The organism is Halomicrobium urmianum (assembly GCF_020217425.1).
GTDB classification, from domain to species: Archaea; Halobacteriota; Halobacteria; order Halobacteriales; family Haloarculaceae; genus Halomicrobium; species Halomicrobium urmianum.
Genome location: NZ_CP084090.1, coordinates 69,726 through 88,843, shown reverse-complemented (window position 1 = coordinate 88,843; position 19,118 = coordinate 69,726). Strand labels below are relative to the sequence as shown.

Annotated in this window: 19 protein-coding genes, 1 tRNA gene and 1 pseudogene; 15 read left to right on the top strand and 6 right to left on the bottom strand. The window is 69.7% G+C overall.

Going from position 1 to position 19,118, the window contains the following annotated elements; genetic code table 11:
• Positions 1 to 18 precede the first annotated feature (18 nt).
• The gene (locus tag LCY71_RS00470) at positions 19 to 1,059 is read right to left on the bottom strand and encodes a succinylglutamate desuccinylase/aspartoacylase family protein (RefSeq protein ID WP_225334407.1); all 1,041 of its coding nucleotides are present in this window, start codon (positions 1,057 to 1,059) and stop codon (positions 19 to 21) included.
• Between the two features lie 125 nt (positions 1,060 to 1,184).
• Between LCY71_RS00470 and LCY71_RS00465 the strand changes: the two genes are divergently transcribed.
• Entirely contained in the window at positions 1,185 to 2,528 is a 1,344-nt protein-coding gene (locus LCY71_RS00465; RefSeq protein ID WP_225334406.1) for a RimK family alpha-L-glutamate ligase, read from the top strand.
• A gap of 40 nt (positions 2,529 to 2,568) precedes the next feature.
• On the opposite strand, the gene cysE is transcribed toward LCY71_RS00465, so the two are convergent.
• Both cysE and LCY71_RS00455 read right to left on the bottom strand, forming a co-directional pair.
• A complete protein-coding gene (cysE, locus tag LCY71_RS00460) occupies positions 2,569 to 3,135 on the bottom strand; it encodes a serine O-acetyltransferase (protein WP_225334405.1) in 567 nt (188 codons plus the stop codon).
• Between the two features lie 207 nt (positions 3,136 to 3,342).
• Positions 3,343 to 3,951 (bottom strand): DNA-3-methyladenine glycosylase family protein, encoded by a 609-nt coding sequence (locus tag LCY71_RS00455; protein ID WP_225334404.1) that lies wholly within the window; start codon positions 3,949 to 3,951, stop codon positions 3,343 to 3,345.
• Positions 3,952 to 4,061: 110 nt separating this feature from the next.
• Here LCY71_RS00455 and LCY71_RS00450 point away from each other — a divergent pair, with 110 nt between their 5' ends.
• The 4 genes from LCY71_RS00450 to LCY71_RS00435 all read left to right on the top strand — a co-directional run bounded on the left by LCY71_RS00450 (position 4,062) and on the right by LCY71_RS00435 (position 8,099).
• Positions 4,062 to 6,014 carry a 3-hydroxyacyl-CoA dehydrogenase/enoyl-CoA hydratase family protein gene (locus LCY71_RS00450; RefSeq protein ID WP_225334403.1) on the top strand — a complete coding sequence of 651 codons (1,953 nt, stop codon included), beginning with the start codon at positions 4,062 to 4,064 and terminating at the stop codon, positions 6,012 to 6,014.
• Positions 6,015 to 6,135: 121 nt separating this feature from the next.
• Positions 6,136 to 7,224 (top strand): PAS domain-containing sensor histidine kinase, encoded by a 1,089-nt coding sequence (locus LCY71_RS00445; protein WP_225334402.1) that lies wholly within the window; start codon positions 6,136 to 6,138, stop codon positions 7,222 to 7,224.
• 66 nt (positions 7,225 to 7,290) lie between these two features.
• Positions 7,291 to 7,365, top strand: a tRNA-Glu gene (locus tag LCY71_RS00440).
• A 302-nt stretch (positions 7,366 to 7,667) separates the two neighbouring features.
• Positions 7,668 to 8,099 (top strand): universal stress protein, encoded by a 432-nt coding sequence (locus LCY71_RS00435; protein WP_225334401.1) that lies wholly within the window; start codon positions 7,668 to 7,670, stop codon positions 8,097 to 8,099.
• A gap of 13 nt (positions 8,100 to 8,112) precedes the next feature.
• On the opposite strand, the gene LCY71_RS00430 is transcribed toward LCY71_RS00435, so the two are convergent.
• Positions 8,113 to 9,315, bottom strand: coding sequence for an inorganic phosphate transporter (locus LCY71_RS00430; RefSeq protein WP_225334400.1), 1,203 nt, complete (start codon positions 9,313 to 9,315; stop codon positions 8,113 to 8,115).
• A gap of 169 nt (positions 9,316 to 9,484) precedes the next feature.
• Here LCY71_RS00430 and LCY71_RS00425 point away from each other — a divergent pair, with 169 nt between their 5' ends.
• Together LCY71_RS00425 and LCY71_RS00420 are read left to right on the top strand one after the other, a co-directional pair.
• Entirely contained in the window at positions 9,485 to 10,915 is a 1,431-nt protein-coding gene (locus LCY71_RS00425; protein WP_225334399.1) for an APC family permease, read from the top strand.
• A 2-nt stretch (positions 10,916 to 10,917) separates the two neighbouring features.
• Positions 10,918 to 11,649: a universal stress protein gene (locus tag LCY71_RS00420; protein ID WP_225334398.1), complete on the top strand. Its 732-nt coding sequence runs from the start codon at positions 10,918 to 10,920 to the stop codon at positions 11,647 to 11,649.
• Positions 11,650 to 11,728: 79 nt separating this feature from the next.
• Here LCY71_RS00420 and LCY71_RS21865 read toward each other — a convergent pair.
• Positions 11,729 to 11,929: pseudogene (locus LCY71_RS21865) on the bottom strand (hypothetical protein); the annotation flags it as partial.
• 27 nt (positions 11,930 to 11,956) lie between these two features.
• Between LCY71_RS21865 and LCY71_RS00415 the strand changes: the two are divergent.
• The 4 genes from LCY71_RS00415 (at position 11,957) to LCY71_RS00400 (ending at position 14,148) form a co-directional block, all read left to right on the top strand.
• Positions 11,957 to 12,118 (top strand): hypothetical protein, encoded by a 162-nt coding sequence (locus LCY71_RS00415; RefSeq protein WP_225334397.1) that lies wholly within the window; start codon positions 11,957 to 11,959, stop codon positions 12,116 to 12,118.
• Between the two features lie 97 nt (positions 12,119 to 12,215).
• On the top strand, positions 12,216 to 12,539 hold the full coding sequence (locus LCY71_RS00410) for a DUF5783 family protein (RefSeq protein ID WP_225334396.1): 324 nt from the start codon (positions 12,216 to 12,218) through the stop codon (positions 12,537 to 12,539).
• Between the two features lie 209 nt (positions 12,540 to 12,748).
• Positions 12,749 to 13,492, top strand: coding sequence for a hypothetical protein (locus LCY71_RS00405; RefSeq protein ID WP_225334395.1), 744 nt, complete (start codon positions 12,749 to 12,751; stop codon positions 13,490 to 13,492).
• 107 nt (positions 13,493 to 13,599) lie between these two features.
• Complete coding sequence (locus LCY71_RS00400; RefSeq protein WP_225334394.1) at positions 13,600 to 14,148, top strand: NADPH-dependent FMN reductase; 549 nt, start codon at positions 13,600 to 13,602, stop codon at positions 14,146 to 14,148.
• 35 nt (positions 14,149 to 14,183) lie between these two features.
• Here LCY71_RS00400 and dpsA read toward each other — a convergent pair whose 3' ends face one another.
• Entirely contained in the window at positions 14,184 to 14,729 is a 546-nt protein-coding gene (dpsA, locus tag LCY71_RS00395; protein ID WP_225334393.1) for a DNA starvation/stationary phase protection protein DpsA, read from the bottom strand.
• Between the two features lie 286 nt (positions 14,730 to 15,015).
• Here dpsA and glmU point away from each other — a divergent pair, with 286 nt between their 5' ends.
• From glmU to LCY71_RS00375, 4 genes are all read left to right on the top strand, one after another.
• Entirely contained in the window at positions 15,016 to 16,206 is a 1,191-nt protein-coding gene (glmU, locus tag LCY71_RS00390; RefSeq protein ID WP_225334392.1) for a bifunctional sugar-1-phosphate nucleotidylyltransferase/acetyltransferase, read from the top strand.
• 93 nt (positions 16,207 to 16,299) lie between these two features.
• A complete protein-coding gene (locus LCY71_RS00385; RefSeq protein WP_225334391.1) occupies positions 16,300 to 16,485 on the top strand; it encodes a DUF7576 family protein in 186 nt (61 codons plus the stop codon).
• A 60-nt stretch (positions 16,486 to 16,545) separates the two neighbouring features.
• Entirely contained in the window at positions 16,546 to 18,138 is a 1,593-nt protein-coding gene (locus tag LCY71_RS00380) for an aryl-sulfate sulfotransferase (RefSeq protein ID WP_225334390.1), read from the top strand.
• 198 nt (positions 18,139 to 18,336) lie between these two features.
• Positions 18,337 to 19,116, top strand: a complete 780-nt coding sequence (locus LCY71_RS00375; protein WP_225334389.1) for a sirohydrochlorin chelatase — start codon at positions 18,337 to 18,339, stop codon at positions 19,114 to 19,116.
• Positions 19,117 to 19,118: the final 2 nt, after the last annotated feature.

Sequence of the window (19,118 nt, the reverse complement as noted above, 5' to 3'; positions counted from 1 at the left end):
AAAACAGTGGGGGTCAAGTCACGCGGTTGTCGGGCTCGCCGCCTCGTCGTGGACCGGCGCACCGTCCCGCTCGATGGCCCGCAGCGTCCGCTCGTCCAGGTGGACGAGGTGACACAGCGGGTTCCCGGGATAGACGAGCGGGTTCTCGAGGACGCCGACGAGCAGCCCGGTGAAGGGAGCCTCGACGACCGTCGCGTCGGTCTTGAAGGGGTCGGCGATGGTGCAGATGGGCTCACCCTCGTAGACGACCGAGCCCCGGTCGTGGTGCATGTCCACGAGGCCGCCGACGTCGGCGCGGATCCAGGTCTTCTCGTCGCTGTCGGAGACGATGGTTCGCCAGCCGGGCCAGGCCACCGTCTCGGTCGGCAGCAGTCCGAACTCCGCCAGCACCGATCGGGTGCCGACCAGCGCCCGGTCGATGAACTCCCGCTGGAAGCGGTGGGCCTCGCCCATCTCGATGGTGATGGTCGGGACGCCCGCCTCAGTAGCCTCGCGCCGCAGCGACCCCGACGGCCCCTCCGAGGAGATGATCAGGTTGGTCGCGAACGCCTTGCCGACCCGCTCGGCGCCCGCGTCCTCCATGTCACCGCGGACGTGGAGCATGTTCGTCCGCCCGCGCGTGGACGTGTGGAAGTCCAGCCCCAGGTCGCAGGGCTCGACGAAGTTCCGGAAGATCTCGTCGGCCATGCGCTTGGCGCTGGTCGAGTCGGCCTTCCCCGGGAACGAGCGGTTGAGGTCGCGGTCGTAGATGGGGAGGTACCGCTGCTGGGCCATGAACCCGGGGACGTTCAGCACCGGCAGACAGACCAGCGTCCCGTGCAGGTCCGCGTGGTCCCACTCGTGGGCCACCTCGCGGACCACCTCGACGCCGTTGAGTTCGTCGCCGTGGGCCGCCGCCGAGAGAAACGCCGTCGGGCCCGGCTCGGCCCCGTTCACGATGGTGACGGGCATCCGAACTGGATCCCCGAGATACGTCTCGCTGACGGTGTACCGCACGTTCGCCGTCTCGCCGGGATCGACCCGTCCGCCGTCGTACGTGAACGGGGTCGCCTCTGCCATGGGCCGTCAAATGACGCGGGCACGGAAAACCCCCCTGACCTGCTGCGGCGGCTCGGGCGAGGTTCCGACGATCATCGCATCCATCTGATCGTCACTACTTTGCGGCTCACGGGAGAACGCCCACTATGACTGACGACATAACGGTCGGGGTCCTGAGCCTTCACAACAGTAAAGAAACCAAGGCCATCCTCAACGCGGCCGAGGACCTGGGCTTCGGCACGGAGTGGCTCCGGGCGGAGAACACCGCCGTCGACGTCTCCGACGGGACGGCCACGATGGAGCCGGCGGTCGACGTCATCGTCAACCGCCTGCTGCTCTCCAGCGACGAGGACCCGATGGAGGGCATCGGGCTGGCGTCGACGCTGGACCGGCTCCGGCCGATGCTCAACCGGCCGGACGCGACGGCGACGGCGATGCACAAGTTCGCCACGGCGACGGCGCTGGCGGCCGAGGACGTCCCCGTCCCCGACGCCCTGCTGGCGCTGTCCCGGGACCGGCTGAACGCCGAGCGCGACCGCTTCGGCGACCGCGCCGTCTACAAGACCGCCATCGGCACGCACGGCGGCGGCACCTGGCTCGTCGACGCCGACGAACCGGTCAACGCCCAGGTCGGGACCCGACAGGCCTTCCTCCAGGAGTTCCTCGAGCGGGACCCCGACACCCACCGCGACCTGCGAATCTACGTCGTCGGGGATCAGATCGTCGCCGCGATGAACCGCTACGCCCCCGAGGGGGAGTGGCGGACCAACGTCGCGCTCGGCGGCGACGTCGCGGACGCCACCGACGACCTCCCGCCGGAGGTGGCCGACATGGCTCTCCGGGCGGCCGACGTCGTCGGCCTGGACTGCGCCGGCGTGGACATCATCCAGGGCGACGACGGTTACGCGGTGCTGGAGGTCAACCCCACGGCCGGGTTCCGCGGGCTGTTCCGCGCCACGGGCGTCAGCCCGGCACCCCACATCGTCCGGGAGGCCGTCGAGCAGGTCGGCGGGAGCGTCCCGGACGAGGACGTCGAGCGGGTCGCCCAGGGGCTGGACGACTCAAGGCCGTCCGCCGTCCCCCTGGGGCACGCGGAACAGGCCTCGGAGAACGTGACCATCGGCTACATCGAGGAGGTCGTCGTCGCCGGGACGCGGGGCCACGAGACGGTCATGGCCAAGTCGGACACGGGCGCCGACCGGACCAGCGTCGACTCGGAGATCGCCGCCCGTATCGGCACCGGCCCGATCAAGGACATCGTCCGCGTCAAGTCCGGCACCAGCGCGCGCGGGCGCTCGCGGCCGGTCGTCGACCTCGTGATCGGTATCGGCGGGACCCAGCACACCGTCTCGGCGAGCATCGAGGACCGCAGCCACATGGACTACCCCCTGCTGCTCGGCCGCGACATCCTCGAACACTACCAGGTCGACGTGACGCGGTCGGCCGACGGCGCCGCGGACCGCGGCGACGGCGTGGAAGAGGAAGAGTAGCGACCCGCTCGATCGGTCGCGATACTGAACACCGATTTTCTCAGCAGCTCACGCGCCGGAACTCCTCGGGATCGCCGTCCGCGGCGGCGGCCTCGTCCTCGTCGAGCGGCTCGGCGGGGACGCCGGCCACGGTCGTACCGGGCGCGACGTCGTCGACGACGACCGCACCGGCACCGACCGTCGCGCCCTCGCCGATGGTGATGTCGCCGAGCAGCGTTGCGTTGGCCCCGATGGTCACGTCGTCCTCGACCGTCGGGTGGCGCTTGACCGGCTTCGACGTCTTCCCGCCCAGCGTGACGCCGTGGAACAGCTGGACGTCGTCGCCGATGATCGCTGTCTCGCCGACGACGGTGCCCATGCCGTGATCGACGAACAGGCGGTCGCCCACGTCTGCGCCGGGGTGGATCTCGACGCCCGTGATCGAGCGCACGGCGTAGGCGACGAGGTGAGCCGGCAGCGCGAGGCCGGCGTCGTAGAGCCGGGCGGCGATCCGGTAGCCCCAGACGGCGTGGAGGCCAGGGTAGGTCAGCGCGACGGTCAGCGCGCTGTCGGCCGCGGGATCGTTCTCGATGGCGGTACGGACGTCCTCGGTGATTCTGTCGAGCATCGGGGAGTCAGGTGGGAAGCGGTCGCCGCGCTGTGCGGTCGAGAAGAGCGGGCACTCAACAACAGCGGTCCGGCTCGGCGCCGGTCGGCTGCGGGGCGATGTTCGCGTCGGTGTGCCCGCGGAACATACCCGTACCTCGCGCCCCGACGGCCTTAAACCCCAGCAGTTTTCCGCCCGGTGCGGACAGCGCGGCCGCGACTGGCGTCATCAGGCCTGCTCGGCGCCCGGCACGTCCTCGGGCACGTCGTCCTGCGCCCGCCAGAGGTAGAGGCTGGCGTAGCTCCGGTAGGGCGACCAGCGCTCGCTGTAGTCGACCATCTCCGCGCGCGTGAGGTCCGGATCGACGACGTTGCGAATCCCCTTCCGGATGCCCAGGTCGCCGACGGGGAAGACGTCCTCGCGGCCCAGCGAGAACATCAGTTGCATGTGCGCCGTCCACTCGCCGACGCCGGTGACGGTCGTCAGTTCGTCGATCACCGCGTCGTCGCTCATGTCCGCGAAGGACTCCGACGAGTAGCCCCGCTCCACGAAGGCCTCGGCGACGTTCTCGACGTAGCGGGCCTTCGCCTGCGAGAGGCCGGCGTCCCGGAGGACGTCGACGTCCGCCTCGAGGATCCCCTCGGGCGTCACCTCGACGGCCTCGAACAGGCGTTCCCTGGTCGCCGCCGCCGAGGCCATCGACACCTGCTGGCGCAGGATGGAGGTGACGAACCGCTGGTAGAAGTCCTCGGCGGGTTCGAGAGTCAGTTCGCCGTGCTCCTCGACCAGCGGGCGGAGGTGGTCGTCCTCGCGGAGTCGGTCGTGTGCCTCGGTCACGGCACGAGGCAGGTGCCGGAGGCCCGAGAGACTTGCGCTCCGGAGCGTGGGGCGTGAACACGCCTCTGGGAGAAACGTTGAAACGTCGTCCGGGAGTCCAATCTCGTGACATGGAACTCGAGGACATCGAGACCGTCGCGGTGCTGGGCGCCGGCACGATGGGCCACGGCATCGCGGAGGTCGCCGCCCTGGCCGGCTACGAGGTCCGGATGCGCGACATCGACGAGGAGCTCGTGCAGGACGGCTACGAGGAGATCGAGTGGTCGGTGAACAAGCTCGCCGAGAAGGAGATCATCGACGAGGAGACGGCCGAGGGGACCCTCGACCGGATCGAGGCGCTGGTCGACGTCGAGGCGGCCGTCGGCGAGGCCGACGTCGTGATCGAGGCCGTCCCCGAGAAGATGGAGATCAAGCGGGACGTCTACGGCGAGGTCGAGGAGTACGCAACCGACGAGGCGATCTTCTGTACGAACACCTCCAGCCTCTCGATCACGGAGCTGTCGGAGGTCACCGACCGGCCCGAGCGGTTCTGCGGGATGCACTTCTTCAACCCGCCCGTGCGGATGGACCTCGTCGAGGTCATTACGGGCGCACACACCAGCGACGAGACGCTCGACGTGATCGAGGACCTCGCGGAGGACTTCGGCAAGACGCCCGTTCGCGTGCGTAAGGACTCGCCCGGGTTCGTCGTCAACCGGATCCTCCTGCCGCTGATCAACGAGGCCTGCTGGCTGGTCCACGGCGACGAGGCCACGATCGAGGAGGTCGACTCGACGGCGAAGTACGGCGTCGGCCTCCCGATGGGCGCGTTCGAGCTCTCCGATCAGATCGGCAACGACGTCGGCCTCCACGTCCTCGAGTACCTGACGGAGACGCTGGGCGACGCCTACGAGCCCTGCCCGCTCCTCGAAGAGAAAGTCGAGAACGAGCGGCTCGGCAAGAAGACCGGCGCGGGCTTCTACGACTACGAGGACGGCGGTGCCGAGATTCCCGCCGACGCCGGCCGCGAGGCCGTCGAGCGGCGCTTGCTCGCTCTGATGGCCAACGAGGTCGGCAAGCTCGTTGGCAACGACGTCGCGCCGGTCGGCGACGTCGACACGGCCGTGAAGCTCGGCGGCGGGTTCCCCGAGGGGCCGGCGAGGCTGGCCGACGACGCCGGGCTCGACGAACTGGTCGAGACCCTCGAAGCCGCCGGCGAGGAGACCGGCGCGGCCCGCTACGAGGTCAGCGACGGGCTCCGTGAGGCCGCCGAAGCGGGCGGCTTCTACGGCGGGGGAGCCAGCTACGACGTCGTCGAGGTCGACCGCCCGAGCGACGGCGTCGCCCGCGTCACGCTCGACCGTCCCCATCAGATGAACACGGTCACCCTGGGGATGCTGGACGAACTGGCCGACGCCGTCGACCGCCTCTCCGAGGACGACGACGTGCGCGCGCTCGTGGTGACGGGCGCTGGCGACCGGGCGTTCTCAGCCGGCGCGGACGTCCAGGCGCTGGTGCTGGACGCCACGCCGCTGGAGGCCATCGAGCACTCCCGGAAGGGCCAGGAGGCCTTCGGAAAGCTCGAGTCCTGCCCGATGCCGGTCGTCGCCGCCGTCGACGGGTTCGCGCTCGGCGGCGGGATGGAGCTGGTCACCTGCGCCGACCTGCGGGTCGCCAGCGAGGGCTCGGAGTTCGGTCAGCCCGAACACGACCTCGGACTGATGCCCGGCTGGGGCGGCACCCAGCGCCTGAAGGAGATCGTCGGCGAGGGCCGCGCCAAGGAGATCATCTTCACCGCGGAGCGCTACGACGCCGCGGAGATGGCCGACTACGGCTTCGTCAACGACGTGGTCCCCGGCGACGAACTCGAGGAGCGCGCCCTCGACCTGGCGGCGGACCTGGCCCGCGGCCCGCCCGTGGCCCAGGAACTGACCAAGAAGGCGATGCTGGCCGGCCGCGACGACACCGAGGCCGGACTGGAGGTCGAGGCCCAGAGCTTCGGCCACCTCATCGGCACCGGGGACGTCACCGAGGGCGTCACCGCCTTCATGGACGACGAGGAACCGGAGTTCCAGGGGCAATAGACCGGCCCTCGCTGCCGCCGTCGCGCTGGCAGAGCGATCAGCGGTCTGACTGATCGGCGGATGCCTTTTTCCCACTGGCTGTCCTGCACTAGTGGGAGCGCCTGGCGGCGCGGGCACGCACATGACAGACGACACGAACGAACGCGGTGGGAACGACGAGTCGACGGCGGGGAACGGCGGCGGAACTGCGACCGCGGTGGGTGACGCCCTTCGGCCGGACGGGGGACAGGACCCGGCGTTCGTCCGGGACCTGGTGGCGGGCGCCGGTGCCGGCGTGGCGGCCTACGACGAGGACGGCAGGTTCGCCTACGTCAACGACGCCTACGCGGCCCTCCTGGGGCACGACCCCGCCGACCTCATCGGCGCGCCGCTGACCGAGGTCGAACCCGACGTCGAGGACGACTTCGCCGACCACTGGGAGGCGATCGCAGCGGGGGACGAACGCCGGCGGGAGACGACCTACCGCCGCGCCGACGGCAGCGAGGTCCCGGTGGAGGCGGTCACGAGCGCCGTCGAGACCGGCGGCGACCTGTACGCCGTCACCACGGTGGTCGACGTCGCGGAGCGGGTCGAGCGCCGGGAGCGCCTGGAGCGCCAGAACGAGCGCATGGAGACGTTCACCTCCGTCGTGAGCCACGACCTCCGCAACCCCCTGAACGTGGCCGTCGGCCGGACCGAGCTCACGCGGTCGGACGGCGTCGAACACCTCGACGCCGTCGACCGCTCGCTGCGCAAGATGGAGGCCCTCATCGACGGCGTCGTGACGCTCGTCCGTCAGGGCGAGGCCGTGACCGACCCCGAGTCGCTCGCCCTGTCCGTCGCCGTCGAGTCCGCCTGGACCAACGTCGTCGGCGAGGGAGCCGACCTGACGACCGACGACGACCTCGGGGTCGTCCGGGCCGAGTCCGAGCGCCTGACGACCCTGTTCGAGTACCTCTTCGAGAACGCCATCGTGCATGCCGGCCCCGACGTCGCCGTCCGCGTCGGCCGCCTGGACGACGGGTTCTACGTCGCCGACGACGGCCCCGGCGTCCCCGAGGACGACCGAGAGGACGTCTTCGAGTACGGCTACACGACGGACACCGACGCCACCGGATTCGGCCTCGCCATCGTCGAGGAGGTCGCCACAGCCCACAGCTGGACCGTCGACCTCACCGAAGGATCGGACGGCGGCGCCCGGGTCGAGGTGCACGGCGTCGAATTCGAGTGACGGCGTAGCAGACCCGGCGTAGAAAGACGATTTTAAATACCACGAGCCAGTCCTCCAAAATGCGGCGCTCGGTTGGTGTAGTCCGGCCAATCATTTCGGCCTTTCGAGCCGATGACCGGGGTTCAAATCCCCGACCGAGCACTCTTCTGAGGAACGAAGTGACGAAGAAGGGAGCGCAGGGAGCGGGATTTGAACACGCGAGTCGCAGGCCCGGGAGCGCAGCGGCGTTCTCGTGAGCGAAGCGAACGAGAGCACGGCAGAGCTTGCTCTTCCGGAGCGAGCACCCCGGACCGTCTCGCAGTCGGTTCAAATCCCCGACCGAGCATCGTTCTGTCGCGAGCAGACTCGCGAGCGACTGCCGTGCCTCTCGGGGGTCTGAAGGCCGTCGACGCGCGGCACCGAACGACCGCTGGCGATATGTGGCGTCCCGTCCAAGGTGTCTCATGGCGCCATCGCACGTCCTCGTCCCGCTCGACGGGTCGCCGCTGGCAGACGAGGCGTTCGAGCAGGCGCTCGAGCTCTTCGATTGCCGGGTGACTGTCCTGAACGTGGTGACACCGGTCGACGCGGCGATGAGCGAAGGGGGAATACTCGAGCCGGGCGAGGACCGCCGCGAGAGCGCCCGCGACCGGGCCGACCGCGTCGTCGAACGGGCGACGGAACGGGCCGTCGAGGTCGACCGGACGGTCGAGACGGCGGTCGAGACCGGGGACCCGGCGGCGGTCATCCTCGCGTACGTCGACGCACACGACGTCGATCACGTCGTGATGGGCGGTCACGGGGGCGAGCGGAGTGACGTCGCCCGCCGACTGCTCGGGACCGTGGCGACGCGCGTCGTCGGTGAGGCGCCCGTGACCGTGACCGTCGTCCGCTGATCCGACTTCCTCGTCAACCGAGCACCGCTTCGAAGACCCGGTAGAGCCCGAAGCCGACCGCGATGGAGGTGACGAGCGTGACGATCCAGAACGCGAGCGTCACGCCGATCTTGCGGCGGGAGACGCCCGCCGAGCCGCCGGCGAGGCCACCGCCGATGACCCCGGAGATGATGATGTTGTTGAACGAGATGGGAATGCCGAGCGCGATGGCCGCCTGGGCGATGACGAACCCGGGAACGAGCGCGGCGATGGAGCGCCTGATACCCAGCTGCGCGTACTCGCGGGAGGTCGCCTGGAGGAGCCTGGGCGCGCCCATCCACGCGCCGCCGAGGATGCCGGTCGCGCCCAGCGCCAGCAGGACGAGTCCCGGCAGGCCGAGTTCGGTCCCGTAGAGGTTCTCGAGCGGGCCGGTCGCCAGCCCGACCTGACTGCCGCCGCTGGAGAAGGCGACGACGCTTCCGAGAATCACCAGGAACGTCCGGACGCCCCTGTCGACGGACTCCTGGGTCCGGCGGCGAATGAACTGGAAACTCACCGCGGCGGCGGCCAGCGTCACCAGGACCGCCGCGGGGTCGACGCCGGCGACGGTCGGCGTCCCGACGCGCCGTGCGACGAACCCCGCGATAGAGCTCTGTGCGGCGTCTGGCGGCGACGGAATGACTCCCAGCCGGACGTTGGCGACGATCCCGCCGACGACGGCCGCCAGGAGCGGGACGCCGACGGTCTCGGGGATGTCGTCGCGCCGGAGGATCGTCGCGGTGACGTACGCGAGGCCGCCCGAGACCGGCGGGACGAGCGCCCAGAAGACGGCGATCCGGCGGTAGGTGTCGACGGCGGGGTCGCCGCCCAGCGAGAGGCCAACGCCGACCATCGCGCCGGTCGTCGCGAACGCCGCGGGGACGGGGTAGCCGGAGTAGATGCCGAAGGCCATGAACCCAGTGGCCGTCAGCAGGCCGGCCGTCGCCGCGAGCGACGTGATCTGGACGCCGTCGATGAGGCCGGCGCCGACCGTCTCGGAGATCGCGCCGCCCTGGGTCAGCGCGCCGAGCGCGGCGAGGATGCCGATGAGGAAGGCCGCCCGCATCGTCGAGATGGCGTTGGCGCCGATCGCCGGGGCGAAGGGCGGCGAGTTGCTGTTGGCGCCGAGCGTCCACGCCGTGGCGAGGCTGGTGAGCGTCGCCAGCGTGACGAGGGCCCAGAAGACGACCCCCGGCACGCTCAGCTGTCTCCTCCGACGGGGGTACTGTCCATGCCAGCCGATTGTTCTGTCTCCCGAATAAACGTTCTCGTGGCCCAGGCGCCTCTCGCTGGGCTCCCGGACCCGTCTCGGTTCGCTCGACGGCCCGCCGGCGGGTTTATGCGTCAACTGGTTGTATATTCGTGGTATGGCCGAACAGCCCGTCGACGTCGAGCCGAGGGGCCAGAACGCGGCCGGCGAGGTGCCCGTAGCGGAACCGGAGTCCGTCACCGAGGACGCGACGGTCCACGACGACGAGGTGGAACTCGAGCGGACGATCGGGCTGGTCGGCGGCCTGGCGATCGGGATCGGGACCATGATCGGCGCCGGAATCTTTGTCTTCCCGGGGTTGGCTGCCTCGAACGCCGGCCTCGCCGCGACGCTCTCGTTCGCGATCGGCGGCCTGATCGCGTTGCTCGTGGCGCTGCCGGCCTCGGAACTCGCCACGGCGATGCCGCGAAGCGGCGGCGGGTACTACTTCGTATCGCGGGGGATGGGGACGGCCTACGGTGCGATCGTCGGTCTGGGCCTGTGGCTGGGCCTGATGTTCGCCTCCGCGTTCTACCTGGTCGGGCTGGGCCACTACGCGAGCGCCGTGTTCGCCGAACTCGGCGTCGGCCTGCCGTTCAGCCCCGTCGTCGGCATCGGACTGCTGTTCGGGGTGGCGCTGACGGCGCTGAGCATCGCCGGCACGGAGAACACGGCCAGGATCCAGAACGCGGTCGTGGCGGTCCTCCTGCTGGTGCTCACCGGCTTTCTCTCGTACGGCGTCCTCGACGCCGTGGGCGTCTTCGGTCGCGGCAGCGTCCCGGAGCAGTTCTTCTCGAGGGGGTACTTTCCAGTGTTGACGACCGCCGCGCTCGTGTTCACCTCGTACCTCGGATTCGCCCAGGTCGCGACCGTCGCGGGCGAGATCAAACGGCCGGGACGGAACCTCCCGCTGGCGATGGTCGGATCTGTCCTCGTCGTCACGGTGTTCTACGTCGTGACGATTTTCGTCGCGACCAGCGCGTTCGGCGCGGATCGACTGGGACAGTTCGGGGAGACGGCGATGGTCGAAGTCGCTCGCGACTTCCTCGGGGTACCCGGCGCCGTCGCGATCCTCGGTGCCGGACTGCTGGCGACGTTCTCGAGCGCGAACGCCTCGATCCTCAGCGCCTCGCGGACGGTGTACGCGCTGAGCCGCGACGCCTTGCTCCCTCGCAGAGCGAGCGAGATCAACCTCCGGTACGGCACGCCGCACGTCGCGTTGCTCGCCGCCGGCGGTCCGATCCTCGTCCTCGTCGCGACCGGGCAGGTCGAACTGCTCGCGGAGGTCGCCTCCTTTCTCCACCTCGTCATGTACGGGCTGCTGTGCGTCGTCCTGATCGTGTTACGACGACGGAATCCCGAGTGGTACTCCCCGAGTTACCGCGTCCCGGGCTATCCAGTGGTCCCGGCCGTGGGTGCGCTCGCTAGCTTCGGACTGATCGCCTTCATGCAACCCGGATCGATCGCGATCGGCGTCGTGGTCATGATCGCGTCATACGTCTGGTATCGGTACTACGCCGGGGACGTCACGCTCATGGGGGACGTCTGACCATGACGGACCGACCATCGGTACTCGTCCCGATTCGCGTACTCGAAGGCGAATCGATCCCCGAGGGCGTTCCCGAACTCCTCGCGACCGCCCACGTCGTACTGCTCGGGTACCACGTCGTCCCGGACCAGACCGCGACGGGACAGGCGCAGATGCAGTTCGAGGACCGGGCCACGGACCGGCTCGACGAGTACGAGACGATATTCGAGGACGCGGGGGCGACCGTCGAGCACCGACTCGTGTTCACCCACGACGGCCAGAAGACGATCGACCGGACGATCACCGAACACGACTGTCTGGCAGTGCTCGTCCCGAACGCCACCGGGCCGGTCGACGACGTGCTCGTCGCCGTTCGCGGCGCCGTCGGGATCGACCGCCTCGCCCGCGTCGTCGCCGGCGTGTTCGGGGGAACGGGCGCTTCGGTGACGCTGTACCACGTCGCCGAAGCGGACGAGTCGGACGAAGACGTCGGTATGGTCCTCGACGGACTGGCGGATCGACTGGCGGACCTGGGTGTGGACGCCTCGACCGTCGAGACGCGCGTCGAGCGCGACCGAGACCCACTCGATGCCATCGCCGACGCGGCCGACGCGTTCGACGCCGTCGTCATGGGCGAGACCGACCCCTCCCTGGCGACGTTCGTGTTCGGGATGCCGGCCGATCAGGTCGCCGACCGGTTTCTCGGTCCCGTCCTCGTGGTGCAGCGCGAACCCGCACGAGACGCGGCGGAGTGACGCCCTCCGCGTTCCGAACGGGCGGTGACGGGTACGTTCTCTCCGTTCGATCCGTCACGCAGCTTCGAACCCCACAGACGCGCCGCAACTCGCGTTCGATCCGGTCGGCGAACTCCCGGAGGACGGCGTCGAATGTCTCGTCGGCGACGGAAACGTCTCCCGCCCGCTCGCGCGAATCGTCGGGGAACTCGCGAGCAAACTTGTGAGCGACTGCTGTGCTTCTCGAAGAGACGGCGGTAGATCGGCCTGCATCGTTCCGAACGGTGACCGCGGAAAGCATTTATACGAACGCTCGGAATCTCGATACGTGACAGACCCCGACAGCGCCGTGGCGGATTCCCCTCCCGGTTCTCTACAGCCGGCAGACGACGACTCGGCTCAGTCGGGCCGGTGGGACGCCGTCTGGATCCTCCTCCCGATCGTGGTCTTCGTCGTCCTGCTCGTCGCGATGGCCTACTTTGCCTCCTGAGGGCCGTCTCGAACGGCGGGCGGTAGGCGACAGAGTCTGCGCGGTTGCGACCGCTCGGACGCAGTCGTTTACAGTGGCGCGGTCGTACAGGCGTGCTATGACCGAGTTCGACCCCGAGAAGTTCGAGGAGAAGTACGTCCACTACATGGACGAACTGCAGACCGCGTATCAGAACGCGTACCAGCACTTCCACGGCCAGTACGACTCGACGCTGCTGCGCTCGATCGACCGCAAGGTGCTCAGCGAGAGCGAACCCTTCTACGAGGGCGACGGCGAGTTTCGGGTCGAACTCCCGGAGAACCCGCGTGAACGCGCGGGCGACGTCCCCGTCGACGACGAGACGTTCGACGCCGTCCTCCGGGAGTTCGCCGACCGGATCGAACGCGAGTTGCGGCGCGTCTTCGAGTTCGAGACTGAATGACGGAGTCGAAACTGTCCGGGAACGGATCGGCATCGTGACCGCCCGCGGCGCTGCCCGTCGACGTACCGCCCCGAGACCATCAGTAAGCCGGTCGTTACAATGTGGGACGTAGGTCTACTCGTTCGGTGATGTCTCCAGCGCCTGACCAGCTCAGGGAGTTCTCTCGTCCGGAGGAACCACTGGTAACGATACACCGTGGGAGGGTTTCCGTGAACTCCCGCTGGCAGTCGGCGTCGATCGGGCTCACTGATCGGCGGCTACTCTGCGTCGCCGACGACGGCGGGTTCGTGACGCTCGGGTACGACTCGATCTGTGCGATCCGCAGCCGGTCCCAGACGAGGCGATCCTACCGCGGCACCGACTACGGCCTGCTGCTGGGAGGCGGGGCCCTCCTCGCCGTTCTCGGGCTGGTCGGCGTCGTCGCGCTCGCGACCAGCGCGCTCGTTCACTTCCTCGTGCTGGGAACCGTGGCCGGGCTCGCCGGAGTGACGTACCTGCGGCGCAATCCGGCGTCGGCCGACAGGGAGTCAATCGCCGGACTCGTGGACGAGATGCCCGTCGGCGTCGACGGGAACGACGTCCTGCGGCGCTTCGAGTACCGCGAGATCGACGACGCGGACGTCCGCGCGGTGCTGCTGATTACCAGCGGGTCCGTCGCCGCTCTCAGTCTCCTCGCCGCAGTCGTCGTCGCTTCGGACGCGCTCGTCGGACTCGCGACGCTCGCGCTCCTCGGGGGCCTCGCGCTGGTCGACTACGCCTTCCGTCACCGGGATGACGCCGACGGCGTCGAGATCGATCGGGCGCGGGAGGCGGAGCTGAGCATCGACACCGCCGACGGCCGCACCGTCCACGTCAGGAGCGAGCCGTCGGCCGGGCTCGGCGAGGCGCTCAGTCGGCTGGCGTTCGCGGACGGCGAAAGCGATGCCCCTGCCGTGGCACCGCACTCGGAGTGATTCTCGTCGGGGTCCGCCTCCGGAGGGCGTCGTGGTGACTCAGGACCGACTCGTGTAATCGAGGTATCAGGAGCGTTAAGCGGCCGCGTCACCTCGGACGAACCACAATGACAGCGGCTCCGACGGTCGTCGCCATCAGCGGGAGCCTGCGCGACGAGAGCACGACGCAGGTTGCCCTCGATCACGCGCTGGACGCCGCCGAGGACGCGGGCGCGGAGACGGAACTGATCGACCTCCGCGAGTGGGACCTGCCGCTGTTCGACCCGGACGACAGGGACCGCGGCGAGGCCGACGAACTGCGACGGGTGGTGGGCGCCGCCGACGCGGTGCTGCTGGGCACGCCCGTCTACCATGGGATGGTGTCGTCGGCGCTGAAGAGCGCGTTCGACTACCTCGGCAGGGACGAGTTCGAGGACACGACGGTGGGGCTGCTGGCGACCGCCGGCGGGGGCTCGTACGCGCCGACGCTGGAGCACCTGCGCACGGGCGTCCGGACGGTCCACGGCTGGACGCTCCCCCACGAGGTCGGCATCCGCGGCGCGTCGAGCGCGTTCGACGACGCCGGGGCGTTCGTCGACCCCGACCTCGAAGCGCGCGTCCGGAAGCTCGGGCAGATGGCGACCGAGTACGCGGTCGTCGACCCGCGGACGGGCTGACGAGGCGGGCCAGCGCGGGGTCGACGCCGATCAGATCACCGCAGCGCCGACTCGAGGACGAGGGTGTCGTCCTCGAGGTAGTGGTCGATGACGTGGGCGTGCTCCTCGAGGTCGACCAGTTGCTCCCGGAGCATCTCGGCGGTGGCGTGGTCGCCGAGGTTCTCGGTGAGCTCGATGTGGTCGCGGTAGCTCTCGATGACGTCGCCGTAGATTTCCAGGTCGTTCTCGAAGGACGTCCGGATGTCGTAGACGTCCTCGTCCTCGGGCTCGACGGTCGCAGCGTCTGACAGCGCCGGCATGCTGGCGTGCGGGACGCCGCCCAGGGCCTGGATGCGCTCGGCGACCTCGTCGGCGGCCTCCTCGACGTCCTCGTAGGCCTCCTGCAGGAAGACGTGGACGTCGAGGTGCTCGGCGCCCTCGACGTTCCAGTGGTGCTTGTGGAGCTGGTGGTAGAGGACGTACGCGTCGGCCAGGTCGGTGTTCAGGGCGTCGACGATCTGCTCGGCCTTGTCGACGTCGAGCCGAACGGGGTTCTCCTCGACGTCGCCGGGAGTCCGCCGGGTAATCTGTTCGGAGCTCATGCGGTACGTCAACGTGCCACCCGAGCACCGTAAAGAGTCGTTCCGATGCCGACAAGCGGCCGACCGCCGGGCATTTGTCTGGGACGAGAGCGGCGTGTTCAGCGTGAGGTCTCGAACAGTACGTGGCCGCGGCTCTGCGACTGACTGATGGGGGTCGGAACGCACTGCGCCGCCGCCGCTAGCGACTCTCTGACCTCGATCGGCCGGCCGTGAGACGCTGGCTACCGGGACGTAGGCGCCGCCTTCCGTCGATACCTCTAAGCGGCCGCCGCGAGTGGGCCGAGGCATGCAAGCCGTCATCCTCGCCGCCGGACAGGGCACGCGGATGCGTCCGCTGACCGTCGCGACGCCGAAGCCGATGCTCCCCGTCGCCGACAGGCCGCTCGTGGCCCACACCGCCGACGCAGCGGTCGAGGCGGGCGTCGACGAGCTGGTGCTCGTGGTGGGCTACGAGGCCGACCAGGTGCGGGACTTCTTCGGCGCGGAGTACCGGGGCGTCCCGGTCGAGTACGCCGTCCAGGAGGAGCAGCTGGGGACCGCCCACGCCGTCCGCTGCGCGCGAGAGCACCTGGAGGGACCCTTCGCCGTCCTGAACGGGGACGATCTCTACGACGAGGCGAGCCTGTCGGAGCTGTTCACGGTCGGGCGGGACCGGCCAGTCGTGGGCTCCTACCGCGTCGAGGACCCGACGAGCTACGGCGTCTTCGAGCTCGAGGACGGCGAAGTACGTGGCATCGTCGAGAAGCCGTCCGATCCGCCGACGGACCGGATCAACGTCGGGGCGTACGTCTTCCCGGCCGCGGCGCGGGACTGGCTGGACGTCGAGCAGAGCGAGCGCGGCGAGTACGAGCTGACGGACGTGCTCGCCCGCACGATCGAAGAGCGGTCGGTCGGCACCGTCGAGGTCGACCGCTGGCTGGGCTGCGGCCGGCCCTGGGAGCTGCTGGCGGCCAACGAGTGGAAGCTCGGCGAGCTGGAGCGTCGGATCGACGGCGACGTGAAGGGCGACGCCGAACTCCACGGGACAGTCGTGGTCGAGGCGGGTGCGACGATCGAACCGGGCGTCGTCATCGAGGGGCCGGTGCTGGTCCGGTCCGGCGCCGAGGTCGGGCCGAACGCCTACGTCCGCGGGGCGACGATGCTGGGCGAGGACGTCCACGTCGGCCACGGCGTCGAGGTGAAGAACAGCGTCGTCCGCGAAGGGGCGGCGGTGCCCCACGTGAGCTACGTCGGGGACAGCGTCCTCGGGCGGGGCGTGAACCTCGGCGCGGGGACGCAGGTGGCCAACCTCCGCCACGACGACGATCCCGTCGAGCACACCGTCAAGGGCGAGCGCGTCTCGACGGGCCGGCGGAAGTTCGGCGTCGTGGCCGGTGACGGGGCGAAGACGGGCGTGAACACCTCGCTCAACCCCGGCGTGACTCTCTCGTCGGGCGCGACGACGCTGCCCGGCGAGACGGTCTCCCGGGACCGCTGAGGGCCGCGGACCCGTCGGCGGGGACCGCTGCGCTCGGACTGCCTCCGGACCGAATCTGTGACATTAAGTACCAGGGTCGCGACGGCCCCACCAATGGTCGACCCTACGTCAGACCTGCAAGCGGACGTCGACGAGGAGGGCGCGCCGACGTGCGAGACGTGCGGGGACGCGATAGCGAACGACCCGAACCACCGCGTGAGCACGTGGGTCGAGGACGGCAGCGTGCGGACGGTCCACTTCTGCGACGACGCCTGCCGGCAGTCCCTCGACCGGGAGTAATGGGAACCTGTCGGTCTCTTACACAAAGACTTAATCGGCGACCTGCGTCGTCGTTGATAGATGACGAGCAGGACACGATCGGCTAGCCGAGTGGTCTTTCTGTCGGTGCTGCTGCTCTCTGCTGCGGCCGTGGCCCAGTCGTTCGTCGCGGCGGGCGGGACGGACGGTCCGACGGGAACGCCGACGCCGGACGTCTCCGACGCGGTGGCGAACGGCTCGGAGGACGCCGCGCAGCCGTCTGACGGAGTGGGGGTCGACGTGGAGGCGCGCTTCCAGGCGGCGATGAACGGCACGGTTCGGGGGGAGAACTGGAGCGCCCAGCGAGTGCGGCGAGCCAGCGGCGACCGCGGCCTGACCGTCGTCGCCACCCAGGGCTTCTACGTCTCAGACCAGCGGGCCGAACTGGCGGCGTTCACGCCCAACGGGACGCTGGTCTACCACAACGCGACCTACCGCGTCTACTTCGACGTGGACCCGGTCGAGGGCGAGCGATACACCGTCGAGTACGTCGCGGCGAAGAACCTCGAGGGCGAGCAGTGCGCGGACTTCGAGACGGACGAGTGCACGCGCAACGTCGTCGCCCGGACCAATCTGACGACGGGCGACCACGAGATCCTCTACGCCGAGCGGACGCCCAGCATCGGCTCCTCGCGGTGGCACGACGTCGACCGCCTCAACGAGACCCACGTCGTGATCGCCGACATCTACCAGGACAGCGTCCGCGCGGTCGACACCCGCGACGGGTCGGTCGCCTGGCGATGGAACGCCAGCGAGGAGTACACCCGCGAGCAGGGCGGACAGGACGGCGACTGGACGCACCTCAACGACGTCGAACTGCTCGACGACGGCCGCGTGATGGTGAGTCCCCGGAACATGGACTCGGTGGTCTTCCTCAACGCGTCCGACGGCGAGTACGTCGTGGACGACGAGTGGACGCTGGGCGAGGACGACGACTACGACGTCCTCTACGAGCAGCACAACCCCGATTACGTTCCCCGCGAGATGGGCGGACCGAGCGTGATCGTCGCGGACTCGGAGAACACGCGGATCGTCGAGTACCGCCGCGTCGACGGGGAGTGGACGCGCACCTGGTACTGGCGGGACGTCCGCCTCCAGTGGCCGCGGGACGCGGACCGGCTGCCGAACGGCAACACGCTGATCGTCGACACGCACGGCAACCGGCTGGTCGAACTCGGTCCGGACGACGAGATCGAGTGGGCGGTCGGCGTCGGGATGCCCTACGACGTCGAGCGGATCGGCACCGGCGACGAGTCCGAGGGCGGCATGGCGGCCCACCTCAGGGACGACCCCGATCTGGTGCCGCTGCGGTGGTCGGCGCGGGAGAACGAGACCAACGAGACGGTCACCGACGCCGCCCACTCGGGCGTCGCCGGGGACCTGACGCCAGTCGATCGGTTCTGGCTGGAAGTGAAGCGCATCGCACCCAGCCTGATCGTCAACGGGTTCCTGTACGCGTCGCCGGCGTGGGTGCGCTTCACGGACCTCGCATTCGCCACGTTCGCCCTCCTGACCGGCCTGATCTGGGCGGGTGCGGAGTTCTACTGGTCGCGGTACTCGCTGCGCGAGGTCGCCGCGCGCGGCCGGGACGCCCTCCGGGGCGCGACGGCCCGACTCGACCGCCGGGACGCCTGATCACGACCGGCGCTCGCCGTTCGAGGAGCGGTCGAACGAGTGCGCGCACCCGCCGACCAAAACCGACGCGAACGCCGCTGTCAGGGCGCTCTGCGCCGCTGTTGATCGACCGATCACAACTTATTTGAAAGTCCCAGCCATCCCTGTAGACAAGCCATATTGGTGTAGTGAAAACCTACTTGATCCACTCCCCAACGAATGCAACGCGACACACTCCTCCTGATCGGCCGGTCCACCGGACGCGCGCGGCAAGTGTACGAGGTCCACGCCGACCGCCTCCGTCGCCGCGGCGTCGCGAGCGAGGTGCGGACGCTGACCTACGAGCGCGAACCGCTCCGGGAACTGCGCGAGGGACTGCAGGCCATCGAGGCCGACCGCGCGTTCGCCGTCCCGCTGTGCGTGGCCCACACCCGCGAGACGACCGACGACCTGCCCGCCGCGCTCGGCCGGGCTCCGACGCCGGTGACCTACTGCGAGCCCGTCGGCCGGAGCCCCGCCGTCACGCGAGCCATCGTCGACCGGGCGGCCGACCGCGTCGACGCCCCGTCGGAGGCCGGCCTCGTCCTCGTCGGGTTCGGCGCCAGCGGGACGCCGTACCAGCGACAGGCCGCCGAGTACCACGCCGCCCGCCTGCGCGAGACAGACCGGTACGCCGAAGTGACGACCTGCTTCCTGCTGCAGAACCCGACGGTCGAGTGCGCCCGGTACAACGTCTCCGCCAGCGAGACCGTCGCCGTCCCGCTGTTCCTGGCCCCCGGCGAGGCCACCGAGGAGCGAATCCCGGCGGAGCTCGAGGTCGACCGCGGCGGCGTCGTCTGCGCGGATCCGCTGGCCGACCACGAACTGGTCACCGACGCCATCGAGGCCGAGGTGGAGAAGCAGCGCGTCCTCGCCGGCGACGGAACGCCGGGGACCCTCGAGGCCGCCCTCACCCGTCAGTCCCGCGCCGTCGCGACAGACGGCGAGGGCGTGCGCTGAAA

Coding starts and splice junctions, on each gene's coding strand:
- LCY71_RS00470 (WP_225334407.1), bottom strand. CDS start 1,059: ATGGCAGAGGCGACCCCGTTCACGTACGACGGCGGACGGGTCGATCCC.
- LCY71_RS00465 (WP_225334406.1), top strand. CDS start 1,185: ATGACTGACGACATAACGGTCGGGGTCCTGAGCCTTCACAACAGTAAA.
- cysE (WP_225334405.1), bottom strand. CDS start 3,135: ATGCTCGACAGAATCACCGAGGACGTCCGTACCGCCATCGAGAACGAT.
- LCY71_RS00450 (WP_225334403.1), top strand. CDS start 4,062: ATGGAACTCGAGGACATCGAGACCGTCGCGGTGCTGGGCGCCGGCACG.
- LCY71_RS00445 (WP_225334402.1), top strand. CDS start 6,136: ATGACAGACGACACGAACGAACGCGGTGGGAACGACGAGTCGACGGCG.
- LCY71_RS00435 (WP_225334401.1), top strand. CDS start 7,668: ATGGCGCCATCGCACGTCCTCGTCCCGCTCGACGGGTCGCCGCTGGCA.
- LCY71_RS00425 (WP_225334399.1), top strand. CDS start 9,485: ATGGCCGAACAGCCCGTCGACGTCGAGCCGAGGGGCCAGAACGCGGCC.
- LCY71_RS00420 (WP_225334398.1), top strand. CDS start 10,918: ATGACGGACCGACCATCGGTACTCGTCCCGATTCGCGTACTCGAAGGC.
- LCY71_RS00410 (WP_225334396.1), top strand. CDS start 12,216: ATGACCGAGTTCGACCCCGAGAAGTTCGAGGAGAAGTACGTCCACTAC.
- LCY71_RS00400 (WP_225334394.1), top strand. CDS start 13,600: ATGACAGCGGCTCCGACGGTCGTCGCCATCAGCGGGAGCCTGCGCGAC.
- dpsA (WP_225334393.1), bottom strand. CDS start 14,729: ATGAGCTCCGAACAGATTACCCGGCGGACTCCCGGCGACGTCGAGGAG.
- glmU (WP_225334392.1), top strand. CDS start 15,016: ATGCAAGCCGTCATCCTCGCCGCCGGACAGGGCACGCGGATGCGTCCG.
- LCY71_RS00385 (WP_225334391.1), top strand. CDS start 16,300: ATGGTCGACCCTACGTCAGACCTGCAAGCGGACGTCGACGAGGAGGGC.
- LCY71_RS00380 (WP_225334390.1), top strand. CDS start 16,546: ATGACGAGCAGGACACGATCGGCTAGCCGAGTGGTCTTTCTGTCGGTG.
- LCY71_RS00375 (WP_225334389.1), top strand. CDS start 18,337: ATGCAACGCGACACACTCCTCCTGATCGGCCGGTCCACCGGACGCGCG.